Source organism: Enhygromyxa salina, from assembly GCF_000737335.2.
GTDB classification, from domain to species: domain Bacteria; phylum Myxococcota_A; class Polyangia; order Nannocystales; family Nannocystaceae; genus Plesiocystis; species Plesiocystis salina_C.
This window is the reverse complement of the sequence record NZ_JMCC02000107.1, coordinates 34,797-47,452: the sequence shown is the minus strand read 5'-3', so window position 1 is coordinate 47,452 and position 12,656 is coordinate 34,797. Positions and strand designations below refer to the sequence as shown.

Here is a 12,656-nt window from a genome sequence, read left to right as displayed (position 1 = left end):
GCGATGCACCCCGCCACACTGTGCCACAAGATCCGCGACCTCAGCCATCGACCGCCATCTCGAGCATGCGCACGGCTGGAATGTCCGACAGGCCGACGCCTCGGGCTTTGCGATCGTTGATCGCCTCGCGAACCAGCAGCAGCTCCGCCACGCTCTCGCTGGTCAGCACGCCCACGAGCCGCTCGCTCGCGTCGATCACCGGCAGCGCCTCACCGCCGGTCAGAACCTGCAAGAACGCGTCATTGAGATCGTCGCTTGGATGCAGGCGCTTGGGCTCGCGGCGCATCACCGCCCCGATCGGGACCTCTGGCCCATGAGCCGCCAGCGCGCGCAACATCGCGTCGCGCCCGAGCATGCCCACCACCCGGCCGTTCGCGACGACTGGAAAGTCGTGCTGAAAGGTCTCGAGCACCCGACGCAGCGGCACGGCGACGGGCAGCTCGGGGCTCACGGCCTCGAACTCGCGGATCATCGCGGCGGCGACGGGGACCCCCTGCGCCACGTACTTCGCCTCCGCCAGCCGCGCCTCACCCGACGCCCCCATCCACAAGAACAGCGCGATGAACACCAACACCGGGTTGATGAACAGACCCACGATCCCGAACATCAAGGCCATGCCCTGGCCAAGGCCGGCGGCGATCCGGGTCGCGCGAATGTCAGAAAAGCGCAGGGCCAACAACGCCCGCAGGACCCGGCCCCCGTCCATGGGAAACGCCGGCAGCAGGTTGAACGCGCCCAAGGCCAGGTTGATCCAGACCAGCTGGGTCACCAGCGACGCCGACCCAGCGCTTGGACTCAACATGGCCGCGGGCGCCAGCGGCTTGCCAAGCAGCAGCGCGACCGCGGCGAAGAACCCCGCGAGCGCGAAGTTGACCGCCGGCCCCGCGATCGCCACCAGCAGCTCTTGGCGGGGTTCCTCGGGCATGCGCTCGAGTGACGCGACGCCGCCGATCGGCAACAAGGTGATGTCGCGTGTCTTGATGCCAAATCGCCTCGCCATCAGCGCGTGGCCAAGCTCGTGCAAGATCACGATCGAGAACACGACCAACACCAGCAGCACGCCGTCGATCGCGGCCGCGGCGGTGTCGGTTGCCGCATAGCTAACCCACGCAATCCAGCCGAGCAACGCCAAGAATGTCACGTGGACGCGGACGTCGATTCCCGCGATTCGGGCGATGCGCCAGGCCCACTTCATCGGGTTCCCAGTGTGGCCCAACTCCAGTTCGCAGGCCGGGCGTTGCCCTCAATGCGCAAGCATTGCGCATTGTGCCTATTCGCCGTCATCCCTGTCCGCCGTCATCCCTGTCCGCCGTCATCGCAGTTCCATGAACCCATCTGGCACCAGCGCCGTAGCCAGCATGACCGCCTCGATCTCATGTGACACCGGGTCGCGACGCCGCGATCGCACCCCACGCCAAAACCCGACGATCTCGCTGTGCAGTGACTGGTAGGGGGCGAGTCGATCCAGGCCCGGCGTTGGGTTGCCGCGCCCGGTTGGCCGGCTGCGCGCGACCACGGGCAGCGCCGCCAGGCCGATCGCCAGCTCGAGCTCACCGAACGCGGTCCGCCGCTCGGGTGGCTGGGCGAGCGCGTTGGAATCTGCGAATTTGCACAATCCAGCTCGCGCCGATTCGAGCAGTTCTTCGAGCAGGCAGCCGGGCTGGATTGCGTCAATGACATCCAGGAGATCGGCCGCGTCGATCGCATCGAGCGCACAAACTGCGTCGGCGCCCACGAGCTGCGCGACGCGGCCCGCGTGTATCAGCAGGTCACCTATCCCCAAGGCGTCATCGATCGCCCACGAGGCCCCAACACACAGCGCGGCGGCGTCGTGAATCTCGGCCCGTAGATCTGGCCCGCCCCCGGACGGTGAAGACTGCAATTGGCAGTAGGTGATCAGCGCATCGAGTGGGTCATGCTGGGCGATCGAGGGTGACATTGCCATGACCAGCGGACGCTCGAGGTCAACGCTCATCTTGCAAAACATTCGCCCGGCCGCGGCGTCGCGGATGAATGCGCTATGCGCAGTGCACGCCAACTCCCGCGCCCAGCGGTGATAGATCGGGTCACCCGTCTGCGTGCCCATTTGATTGAGCGCATGCATCCACTTGGTCAAATCATGAAAACACTGGCCGTCCCGCTCCGGATCGCGCTGCGGGTCCTCGATCCGCAGGCCCCCGACCGTTGGCTGTTGCTCCGCGTCACGCACCGCCAGCGCGCTGAGTGGGCCCCGATGCAGGTCATCCTCACGGTAGTAGCCAAGCCGGCGATGAACCTGGCCAACCAACCGACCCGCGAGCTGCAAGCAGGCCCCACGTAGCCGCCAATGGCCCCGCGCCAGCGCCAAGAAGTTGCAGACGGCAAATGCGTCGGTCCACAAGTGCCGGATCGGCGACGGGCGCTCCGGTGCCAGCCCCGTCCGTGCAGCAAAGCTGCTCATCAGGGTCTGGGCCTCGTCAAGCTCGGGCCTCGCACTTGCACCAATCATCTGGAAAAATCTGCAACCCAATTACGCGGGTGCAACCCAAATATTGCGGCACAATTCGGCACAGTCACGAGACACCCCGAGCCACGCAATGAAGGCTCATTTGTTTGGTCCGCCGAACCCATGAGTGCTAGATTTCATGTAGTTCGTGAAACCCACAAACACAGAACAACGCGTTCAGAGCCACTTTTCAGGGGGGCGATGATGCCCCCACTGACAGACGGCCCCGAAGAGGACGGCGCCCAAACGCGACGCGACTGTGGCCAGCGAAGTACGAAAGAAGACGACGGGCTCATCGGGTTCAAGGAAGCCGAGCTTCCCTTGCGTGACCGCAGCGCCGCCGGGCGGGCGCTCGCCAACGCGCTCGCCTGCCACTACGCCAACAAGAACGCGTTGGTCTTGGCCCTGCCACGCGGTGGCGTGCCCGTCGCGTTCGAGATCGCTGGCCGCCTCGGGGCCACCTTGGACATCATGCTGGTTCGCAAGCTGGGCGTCCCCGGTCAGCCGGAGCTGGCCGCTGGCGCGATCGCCAGCGGCGGCGTCCGGGTCCTCAACCCCGACGTCATCCGCGGCCTCGGGGTCTCGGAGCAGGCACTCGAGCAGGTCGCCGCCGCCGAGCAACGCGAGCTCGAGCGGCGCGAGCGAAGCTACCGCGGCGACCGACCACGACCCACCGTGACCGGACGCATCGTGATTCTCGTCGATGACGGTGTCGCGACCGGCGCGACCATGCGCGCCGCGATCGCGGCGGTTCGCGGTCAACACCCGGCGCGGGTGGTGGTGGCCGTGCCGGTCGGGTCCGCGGACACCGTGCGCGCGCTCGAGCAACAGGCCGATCACGTGATCTGTCTGGCCACGCCTTCGCCATTTTGGGCCGTCGGCCAGTGGTACCAAGACTTCAATCAGGTCGAAGACGAGCAAGTCCGTCAGTTGCTCGTCGAGACCGAGCGCGCCCCCCATTCATGAGCCTGAACATGCAGCGCACGCACCAAGCCGTCACGATCGCGGCCGGTGAGGTCGATCTCGAGGGCGACCTCACCCACGCGCCCGGGGCTGGCGGGATCGTGGTGTTTGCTCATGGCAGCGGCAGCAGCCGGTTGAGCTCGCGCAATCGCCTCGTGGCCGCCAAGCTCGCGCAGCGCGGGCTCTCGACCTTGCTGTTTGACCTGCTGACCGCCAACGAGCACAACGTGGACGAGCTGACCCGCGAGCTCAGATTTGACATTGGGCTGCTGGGTCAGCGCCTGGTCGGCACGATCGACTGGCTGCAATCCCAGGCCCGGACTCGCTCGCTTCGCGTCGGGCTATTTGGCGCGAGCACGGGGGCGGCGGCGGCGTTGGTCGCCGCAGCCGTGCGGCCCTTCGAGGTTGGGGCCGTCGTCTGTCGCGGCGGCCGGCCTGATCTTGCGGCCGCATATCTCCCGCGCGTGCAGGCGCCGACGCTGTTGATCGTCGGCGGGCTGGACGAACCGGTCATCTCGATGAACCAGCAGGCCGCGGCGGCGCTGCGGTGTGAGCATGAGCTGACGATCGTGCCGGGGGCTTCGCACTTGTTCGAGGAGTCCGGAAAGCTCGCTATCGTGGCGGATCTGGCCTGCGCGTGGTTTCTCAGCCGGCTGGGTTGACTGTCGCTATGGCCGGGCCGTGGACCCGATGCCGCGGCCACGCCGAACGTCACGCCGCGAGGCGCAGGCGCGTCACCAGGCACCACGAAGTGCCGCTCGAGGGTCTCGATCGCCAGCGCGCGCTCGGTCAGATCGGCGTAGGCGAAACCCAGCCCAACAGCACATCCGCGCCACAACTCTTGCGCCTTTTGGTACGCCGTCAGGGCGTCCTCCAGCTGCCCCTGATCTCGCAAAACGCGCCCGCGTCTAGTCTAGTGTGCAGCACGGAGTCCTCGGGGCTGGGTTTGATGGTGATCTCGAAGCGAGGCGCGCGGCATCGCACCACGGGTTGTAAGGCACTCATCTTCAGTTCGTTGCTCATTTCCGGCACAATCTTCCGGGCAGAACTACCCTGAGCGACCTCGAAGCAGATGGTCAGTATCCCAGCAATCAACGGCTATCCCAGCCCCATCACGATCGCTATCACTCTGGTGTGACCCATGCGACCCCTCACCGACCTCATCGCGTTGGCTGTGCCAACCCTACTCATCGGATGCAAGTCCGAGTTGCCTCCGCTGGAATTCCACGGTGAGCGCGTCGTGGTCGGCTCGGACGTCGTCGACGAGATCTGCGCGGGTACGCTGGCCCGGCTGGATCGCGAGGTGATGCAGATCGAGGATCGGCTCGATCTCAGTCACGAACGCGCGCCCTTGCACGTGTATGTAGTCTCGCCGGAAGCGATAGCTGCCCATTGTGATTTCGACAACTGCACCATCATTTCGAACCGAGATGAGCCGTTCGCACTCGTGAACCACCGTTCGTTCGAGCGCGTCGTTGTGCATGAACTCACCCACGCGCGACTCGCCCATCGCCGTCCCGTACCCCTGCTCGAAGAGGGCGTCGCGGTGGCAATGTCGCCGCCGCAGTGCCCGGTGACAGTCCCCCTGGACCTCGGCCTCTTCGAGCTCCTCGACAAGCAGGCAACCGAACTTCTAGCGCTTGGGGTAGGCTACTACATCGCTGGTGAGTTCGTCGCCTGGCAACTCGAAAGATTCGGGCCGAGTAGCTTCATGACCTTCTACGCGAACGTCAAGCTGGACTCTTCCGCGTCTGCCCTGCAAGCCAAGTATCGCGCTCACTTCGACCGTGATATCGAAGACGACCCCTTTGCCTACATCCGCACGCTCGAGGATCTCGAAGAACTCGAGGCTCTCGCGCCCGAGAACTTTGGATGTGTCGCTCCGCCCGCCCCCACGAATGGGAAGGTGATCTCGCTGCAAGCGACTCTATCTTGCGACTCGGATCTCGTTCAAACTGATTTCGGCGTTGCGGGCAACGGCTTTATCGAGTGGACGCTGACACTCGAGCATGTGCAGACCTTCGAGCTCGTCGGATCCGTGCCAGAGTGGACGAGCCTGTCGCTGCAGCGTTGCGGTTGCGTCCCCAACCGCGGCTCCGTAGCCCACCTGCAGCTCCAGCCACGGCCAGTCAAACAGTACGAGACGCTCGAGCCGGGCACCTACCGGCTGCGATGGGACGGCGCACTCGACGACGAGCTCATGCTCGACGTCCAATTGGTCCCGCGATAGCTGCGCATTTGGGCTCGCTCGACCACCACGACCTTCGCAGCGATTGTTCATGGAGTTCCACCACACATCAACCGCAGGTGCGCTCCATACCCCAGCCTGTGTGGCCCGCTGCCCGAAACTCAACTCATGAATGATGTGATCGAAGCAATCAACCGCTATACCATGACCGGGTTGGTGTGACCCATGCGAACCCTCACCGGCCTCATCGCGTTGGCTGTGCCAACCCTACTCATCGGATGCAAGTCCGAGTTACCTCCGCTGGAATTCCACGGTGAGCGCGTCGTGGTCGGCTCGGACGTCGTCGACGAGATCTGCGCGGGTACGCTGGCCCGGCTGGATCGCGAGGTGATCCAGATCGAGGTTCGGCTCGACCTCAGTCACGAACGGGCGCCCCTGCACGTGTATGTGGTCTCGCCGGAAACGATAGCGGGATATTGTCATTCCAGCAGCTGTGTGGTTCTGAACCGAGTTGAGCCGTTCGCCCTCGTGAACCACCGTTCGTTCGAACGCGCCCTTGTGCATGAACTCACCCATGCCCGACTCGCTCATCGCCGTCCCGTCCCCCTGCTCGAAGAGGGCGTCGCGGTGGCAATGTCGCCGCCGCAATGCCCAGTGACTGTCCCCCCGGACCTCGGCCTCTTCGAACTCCTCGACAAGCAGGGAACCGAACTTCTAGCCCTTGGGGTAAGCTACTACATCGCTGGTGAATTCGTCGCCTGGCAACTCGAAGAATTCGGGCCGAGCAGTTTCATGTCCTTCTACGCGAACGTCAGCCGAGACTCTTCCGCGACTGCTGTGCAAGCCAAGTATCGCGCTCACTTCGACCGTGACATCGAAGACGACCCCTTTGCCTACATCCGCACGCTCCAAGAACTCGAGGCTCTCGAGGCTCTCGCGCCCGAGAACTTTGGATGTGTCGCTCCGCCCGCCCCCACGAATGGGAAGGTGATCTCGCTGCAAGCGACTCTATCTTGCGACTCGGATCTCGTTCAAACTGATTTCGGCGTTGCGGGCAACGGCTTTATCGAGTGGACGCTGACACTCGAGCATGTGCAGACCTTCGAGCTCGTCGGATCCGTGCCAGAGTGGACGAGCCTGTCGCTGCAGCGTTGCGGTTGCGTCCCCAACCGCGGCTCCGTAGCCCACCTGCAGCTCCAGCCACGGCCAGTCAAACAGTACGAGACGCTCGAGCCGGGCACCTACCGGCTGCGATGGGACGGCGCACTCGACGAGGAGCTCATGCTCGACGTCAAATTGGTCCCGATCGACTAATCTGCGATCGCCGAGGGGTCAGCCAGGCGTGAGGTTGAACGGGTAGAGAACGGTGACGTTGCCGCCGCCGCGGGGCTTTGGAAACTTCCAGCGGGCGACGGCCTTGGCCATGCACTGACCCACGCTGGGATCCGGGAGATTGTCCTGTGCGACCACGGCCGATTTCACCGAGCCATTGCCACCGATCACGAAGTTGATGGCAACCCGGCCCTCGAGGTCGGGGTTGACGAGCAGTCCGTGGTTGTAGCAGCCCCGAATTTCGTTGATGTGAGCCCGCACGATGCGGCGGATGATGTCGCGGTCGAGCGCGCCCTGAACGTCCGTGTCGCTGCCGGCTGGCTCGGGCGTCGGCGGCCGATCCAGCGTGACGCCGACGCGGTCCTCTGGCGCGACGACCTCCGCGGCCTCGCTGCAAAGCCACCCTTGGACCTCGCCGAGCCCTCGCGCGCTGCGGTGCTCATGGCATGCGAGGTCGAGCGGACCGCCGTCCGGACCTGTGCTCGAACGTGTGGTCGCTGGCGCGTAGAAGCGGTGAGCCTCGGCGACCCGACCCGCGACCCGACCGTCGGGCCAGCGCAGCAGCACGCCCGCGGCCACGCTCGCCTGGACGGCGGCCTGGCCGGTTGCGGTGGAGTAGAGCCCGCTCTTCGACTCCCCGGCGGGAAGCGGGACCGACACGGCCCGCTCCTGCGCGGGCTCGAGCGCGAACAACTGCGTGCTCGGCAGCCACCCTTCGAGCTCGAGGATCGCCACGCCCATGGAGCTGTCGAAGCCAAGGGCCACGGCCTGGCGCGGGAGCACGGTGCGGACCCGCGTCCATCCGTCGCGCGCATCGACGAGCTCGACGATGCGCTGGGTCGCGCCGTCGAGTCCGGGGCCGAGCATCAACTGTTGAACCGAGGCGCTCGGATCCGCGTGGAGGGTGAACGTTGCGCTCACGCGGGCCCAGCGAGGGATCTGTGGCTCGGGCGCCACGGCCTCCGCTTCCGCTGGGGGCGACGGCGTGACGATCTCCGCATTGGGGAGACACGCGACGGCGGCGAGCGCGAGGGGAGCGAGTCGATGCAGTCTTGACGCGACAGCCTGCGGCATTGGACCAGCATAGCTCCCCGACGCACGGAGAGGGGGTTCTCGACCCCTGATCGGCGAGCCGGGCGAGGGCAATCCCGCCCAGGGGTGAGGGCAATCCCTTCCAATTCCCCGTAGCCATCGTGCTACGCGATTTCTCCGCACCTGCGAGAGACCGTGTCTGTCGTGCCCCGCGCCGGCAACGAGATAGTAGCGTGTGGCAGTCAGTCTCGTGGGAGCTCTTGTCATGACCAACGCCAAGCCTAGTGGAATCGCGGCCGCCGGCCTCACCCTCACGTCCATCCTGTTCCTCGTCGCTGGGTGCTCGACGCCGACCGACGAGCGCTTCAGCGCGGGCATCGACGACGGCACCGGGGACGGCGGCACCAACTCCACGACCAACACCACGACCGACACCAACAGCACGACCAACACCACGAACGGCGACGGCGACGGCGACACGGGCGATGGGGATCCAGACACGGGCGACGGCGACGGCGACGGCGACGACGATGACTCGGGATCGGGTGGCACCACCAAGTTCGACCTTGGCGTGATCGGGGACGCTGGCGAAGGCACGGGCGGCCCCGGCGGGCCCGGCTCGTGCCGCGAGTCCGAGATCTACGGCGCCGCCGGAGGCTTCCCGGCCTTCGAAGATCCGGCCTACGCAGATTTTCTGGACAAGACGATCGCCATCGTCACCCACCGGGTCCAGGGCGGCAACTTTGGCCAGCACTTGATGACGATCGTCGACATCTCGGGCGATCCGCCGCCGCCCAGCGTGAACTACCTCGCCCCGCTCTACACCCGGCCAACCTGGAACGAGGCCAACTTTGGCGGTCGGATCTTCGGGATCACCCTCGACTCGGAGGGCAACATCTACGTCGCCCCGTCAACGGTCTACGGCGCCACGCAGAACACCTCGACGATCAAGAAGGTCGACCGGATCACCGGCGAGATCAGCAACTTCGCGACCCTCCCCAACAATGGGCCGGCGATGGGCAACCTCAACTATGACTGCGTGAGCGAGACCATCTACGTCTCAAACCACGAAGACGGGCGCATCTACCAGCTCGACGTCTACACCGGCGACATCGTCAGCACCTACCACCACGGCACGGGCAGCGTGACCATGGGGCCCGCCAACGACGTGGGCGAGCCCAACGGGCAGTTCGCCCCGCTCGGCGAGCGGGTCTGGGCCGTGCAGTCGCACGCGGGCCGGCTGTACTACAGCGTGTGGTGGGAGCACTCGCAAAACAGCAACCAAAACAAGAACAACGAGGTGTGGTCGGTCGCCTACGCCAACATGAACGGCATCCCCGACCCGGGCACCGCAAAGAAAGAGTTCGACGTGCCCAACGGCAGCGGCACCTCGATGCCGGTGTCCGACCTCAGCTTCGCCCACGATGGCTGGATGCTGATCGCCCAGCGAACCATGTACGGCGACATGCAGACCAGCGCCCACCAGTCGACCACCTTCGACTACGACTACATCAACGGCGACTGGGTCTGGCAGGGCACCAACTACGTCGTGGGCGAGCTGATGCCCTACAGCGCCGCGGGTGGCGTCGACCACGACTTCGATCCCGGCGGCTACGTGTGGATGACCGGCGACGCCTTGGACTTCTACACGCCGGACGTCGTGTACGGCCTGCAAGGTACGCCCTACGGCGGCGGTGACATCAACACGAGCACCGTGATCGATCTGGATCAAGAGGTCACGCAGCAGGACAAGACCGCCTACGGTGATGTCGAGCTGCCGATCCCCGGCGACGTGTCGCCGGTGCCCCCACCCGGCTGATCGCTCGGGTCGGCTCCGCTCTGACCAGGCGACGCGCTGCTCCAGCGTGTCGCCTTGCTTGCGCGAGCACGTGTTCGCGAACGCTTGGATTCGAGCGGGTTGCCCCTGCGGCCGTGCCCTTCGGGCTGTCGGGGTCGACCTCGGCGCGGGCCTGCGCGTGGTTTCTTCGCCAAATGGGGGTTACGCGTGCGGCGACGAAGGAGTAGCGTGTGAGTGTCAGCCTCTGGGAGTTTTTGTCATGACCATCGCCAATAGTAGTGGAATCGCAGCCGCCAGCCTCACCCTCTCTTCCATCTTGTGCCTCGTCGCTGGATGCTCGCCGTCACCCGACGAGCGCTTCAGCGCTGGCATCGACGACGGTACGGAGGACGGCGGCACCAACTCCACGACCAACACCAACAGCACGACCAACAGCACCACCAACGGCGACGGCGACACAGGTGATGGGGATCCAGACACGGGCGACGGCGACGGCGAGGGTGACGGTGACGGCGACGGCGATGACTCGGGATCGGGTGGCACCACCAAGTTCGACCTTGGCGTGATCGGGGACGCTGGCGAAGGCACGGGCGGCCCCGGCGGGCCCGGCTCGTGCCGCGAGTCCGAGATCTACGGCGCCGCCGGAGGCTTCCCGGCCTTCGAAGATCCGGCGTACGCGGACTTTCTGGACAAGACGATCGCCATCGTCACCCACCGGGTCCAGAGCGGCAATTTTGGCCAGCACTTGATGACGATCGTCGACATCTCGGGCGATCCGCCGCCGCCAAGCGTGAACTACCTCGCCCCGCTCTACACCCGGCCAACCTGGAACGAGGCCAACTTTGGCGGTCGGATCTTCGGGATCACCCTCGACTCGGAGGGCAACATCTACGTCGCCCCGTCAACGGTCTACGGCGCCACGCAGAACACCTCGACGATCAAGAAGGTCGACCGGATCACCGGCGAGATCAGCAACTTCGCGACCCTCCCCAACAATGGGCCGGCGATGGGCAACCTCAACTATGACTGCGTGAGCGAGACCATCTACGTCTCAAACCACGAAGACGGGCGCATCTACCAGCTCGACGTCTATAGCGGCGACATCGTCAGCACCTATCACCACTCGACCGGCAACGTGACGATGGGGCCCGCCAACGACATGGGTGAGCCCAACGGCGCGTTCGCGCCGCTTGGCCAGCGGCCCTGGGCCGTGCAGTCCCACGCGGGTCGGCTCTACTACAGCATCTGGGGCGGCAACGGGGCCAATACGGTCTGGTCGGTCGCCTACCAAAACGCCAACGGCGTGCCCGACCCCGCGACCGCGAAGATGGAGTTTCAGGTGCCGGGCTCGCAGCCGGTCTCCGACCTCAGCTTCGCTCACGATGGTTGGATGCTGATCGCCCAGCGGACCATGAGCAGCGACATGTCGACCGGCGCCCACCAGTCGACCACCTACGACTACGACTACATCAATGGCGACTGGGTCTGGCAGGGCACCAACTACGTGGTCGGTGAGCTGATGCCCTACAGCGCCGCGGGCGGGGTCGACCACGACTTCGATCCAGGCGGCTACGTGTGGATGACCGGCGACGCGCTCGACTTCTACACGCCCAACGTGGTGTACGGCCTTCAGGGCACGCCCTACGGCGGTGGCGACATCAACAACAGCACGGTCATCGATCTCGACCAAGAGATCGTGTCGCAAGACAAGACCGCGTACGGCGACGTCGAGCTGCCGATCCCCGGCGACGTGTCGCCGGTGCCCCCGCCCGGCTGATCCGGTCTACCTTCGCCCCCCGCTCACAAGGCGACACGCGAGTCAGGCGTGTCGCCTTTTGTCGTTGATCGGTCGCGAATGGATCGCACATGCTCGAGAAAGCCCGCGCCGTTCAGACCCGAGCGAGCGCGTGATCCAGGGCAGCGCGGACCGCCGCGACCTGAGCAGCGTTACACTGCGCAGCCGTGACCTTCGGGCTGTCGGGGTAGACCTCGGTCGTGGTCGTGAAGGTCGCGCCCGTGATCCCAGCGCACAGACCCAGCGCCACGAACGGGTAGTGAATCACGCCGTGCTGCATGACCGGGGCCCCGATGATCTCCCCGTTGGCGTCGGGCGGCGCGATGTGGGTCACCGCCTCCACGCCGGCCACGATCGCGGCCTGAAAGTCCGGCTGCGGGTTCTCGCTGTCGCCGACCGTGTAGAACCCATCGGGGATCAAGCCGGGCTCGAACGCCTCGCCGTCGCGCGCGGCGAGGGCCGGGCGAAACTCGCCCTCGTCGCTGTCGGTGGTCTCGTGCAGATCCATGTGGACCAAGAACTCCACGCCAAGCGACGCGACCAGCTGCATCAGCGCCGCGGACTCTTGCGCCGGGCTATTCGCGACAAACGAGCGGTTGGGATCGATCGCCTGCGGGTTCCACCGGTTGATCACCTCGTAGCCCCACGGGCTGACGCAGGGCACCACGACCAGGTTGATCCGCTCGGCGTAGCCCGCAGCCGCGGTCTCGAGGAACGCCAGCGCACCTTGGACGCCGCTGGTCTCGTAGCCGTGCACGCCGCCGGTGATCAGCGCCCACGGTGCGCTTGGCCCGGCCTCGGTCGCGCGCACGCACAGCAGCGGGTAGCGATCGGGGTCGAGGTCGAGGGCGCCGTACTGCTGGACTTTGAACGAGGGATCGAGCCGCGCCAGCTTGCTGCGCACTTCGTCTTGGTAGCTGCGCTGGACCTCGCGGCGCTCGTACCACGCGGCCTTGTCAGCTTCGGTCCACGGGGTTCCTGGGGTGCCAATTGGGTAAAATCGATTCATGGTCACGGTGCGGGCCTACCCACGTTTTGCCATAGGGATCGGCCAGCGCCAAAC

The 12,656-nt window shown here is 65.8% G+C and carries 10 protein-coding genes; 6 read left to right on the top strand and 4 right to left on the bottom strand.

Annotation, left to right across the window (positions count from 1 at the left end):
* Positions 1-40: 40 nt before the first annotated feature.
* Both DB30_RS32530 and DB30_RS32525 read right to left on the bottom strand, forming a co-directional pair.
* Entirely contained in the window at positions 41-1,195 is a 1,155-nt protein-coding gene (locus tag DB30_RS32530; RefSeq protein ID WP_146661631.1) for a site-2 protease family protein, read from the bottom strand.
* A 117-nt stretch (positions 1,196-1,312) separates the two neighbouring features.
* Positions 1,313-2,488 carry a hypothetical protein gene (locus tag DB30_RS32525; protein ID WP_052556406.1) on the bottom strand — a complete coding sequence of 392 codons (1,176 nt, stop codon included), beginning with the start codon at positions 2,486-2,488 and terminating at the stop codon, positions 1,313-1,315.
* 201 nt (positions 2,489-2,689) lie between these two features.
* Here DB30_RS32525 and DB30_RS42550 point away from each other — a divergent pair, with 201 nt between their 5' ends.
* From DB30_RS42550 to DB30_RS32505, 4 genes are all read left to right on the top strand, one after another.
* Complete coding sequence (locus DB30_RS42550; RefSeq protein ID WP_146661629.1) at positions 2,690-3,451, top strand: phosphoribosyltransferase; 762 nt, start codon at positions 2,690-2,692, stop codon at positions 3,449-3,451.
* 8 nt (positions 3,452-3,459) lie between these two features.
* Positions 3,460-4,110: a dienelactone hydrolase family protein gene (locus DB30_RS42545; protein ID WP_146661627.1), complete on the top strand. Its 651-nt coding sequence runs from the start codon at positions 3,460-3,462 to the stop codon at positions 4,108-4,110.
* Between the two features lie 479 nt (positions 4,111-4,589).
* Entirely contained in the window at positions 4,590-5,678 is a 1,089-nt protein-coding gene (locus tag DB30_RS32510) for a hypothetical protein (RefSeq protein WP_052556400.1), read from the top strand.
* Positions 5,679-5,861: 183 nt separating this feature from the next.
* Positions 5,862-6,950 carry a hypothetical protein gene (locus tag DB30_RS32505; RefSeq protein WP_146661625.1) on the top strand — a complete coding sequence of 363 codons (1,089 nt, stop codon included), beginning with the start codon at positions 5,862-5,864 and terminating at the stop codon, positions 6,948-6,950.
* 18 nt (positions 6,951-6,968) lie between these two features.
* Here the strand turns inward: DB30_RS32505 and DB30_RS32500 are convergent, their stop codons facing one another.
* A complete protein-coding gene (locus DB30_RS32500; protein WP_240480384.1) occupies positions 6,969-8,042 on the bottom strand; it encodes an AgmX/PglI C-terminal domain-containing protein in 1,074 nt (357 codons plus the stop codon).
* Between the two features lie 223 nt (positions 8,043-8,265).
* Here DB30_RS32500 and DB30_RS32495 point away from each other — a divergent pair, with 223 nt between their 5' ends.
* Positions 8,266-9,819: a hypothetical protein gene (locus DB30_RS32495; RefSeq protein WP_052556392.1), complete on the top strand. Its 1,554-nt coding sequence runs from the start codon at positions 8,266-8,268 to the stop codon at positions 9,817-9,819.
* 238 nt (positions 9,820-10,057) lie between these two features.
* A complete protein-coding gene (locus tag DB30_RS32490; protein ID WP_165704055.1) occupies positions 10,058-11,575 on the top strand; it encodes a hypothetical protein in 1,518 nt (505 codons plus the stop codon).
* A gap of 112 nt (positions 11,576-11,687) precedes the next feature.
* Here DB30_RS32490 and DB30_RS32485 read toward each other — a convergent pair whose 3' ends face one another.
* Positions 11,688-12,602 (bottom strand): M14 family metallopeptidase, encoded by a 915-nt coding sequence (locus DB30_RS32485; protein WP_052556431.1) that lies wholly within the window; start codon positions 12,600-12,602, stop codon positions 11,688-11,690.
* Positions 12,603-12,656 lie beyond the last annotated feature (54 nt).

Bases quoted from the DNA above. Each gene is read 5' to 3' on its own strand.
- DB30_RS32500 (WP_240480384.1), bottom strand. From the start codon at position 8,042: ATGCCGCAGGCTGTCGCGTCAAGACTGCATCGACTCGCTCCCCTCGCG.
- DB30_RS32485 (WP_052556431.1), bottom strand. From the start codon at position 12,602: ATGAATCGATTTTACCCAATTGGCACCCCAGGAACCCCGTGGACCGAA.
- DB30_RS42550 (WP_146661629.1), top strand. From the start codon at position 2,690: ATGCCCCCACTGACAGACGGCCCCGAAGAGGACGGCGCCCAAACGCGA.
- DB30_RS42545 (WP_146661627.1), top strand. From the start codon at position 3,460: ATGCAGCGCACGCACCAAGCCGTCACGATCGCGGCCGGTGAGGTCGAT.
- DB30_RS32495 (WP_052556392.1), top strand. From the start codon at position 8,266: ATGACCAACGCCAAGCCTAGTGGAATCGCGGCCGCCGGCCTCACCCTC.
- DB30_RS32525 (WP_052556406.1), bottom strand. From the start codon at position 2,488: ATGATTGGTGCAAGTGCGAGGCCCGAGCTTGACGAGGCCCAGACCCTG.
- DB30_RS32505 (WP_146661625.1), top strand. From the start codon at position 5,862: ATGCGAACCCTCACCGGCCTCATCGCGTTGGCTGTGCCAACCCTACTC.
- DB30_RS32490 (WP_165704055.1), top strand. From the start codon at position 10,058: ATGACCATCGCCAATAGTAGTGGAATCGCAGCCGCCAGCCTCACCCTC.
- DB30_RS32510 (WP_052556400.1), top strand. From the start codon at position 4,590: ATGCGACCCCTCACCGACCTCATCGCGTTGGCTGTGCCAACCCTACTC.
- DB30_RS32530 (WP_146661631.1), bottom strand. From the start codon at position 1,195: ATGAAGTGGGCCTGGCGCATCGCCCGAATCGCGGGAATCGACGTCCGC.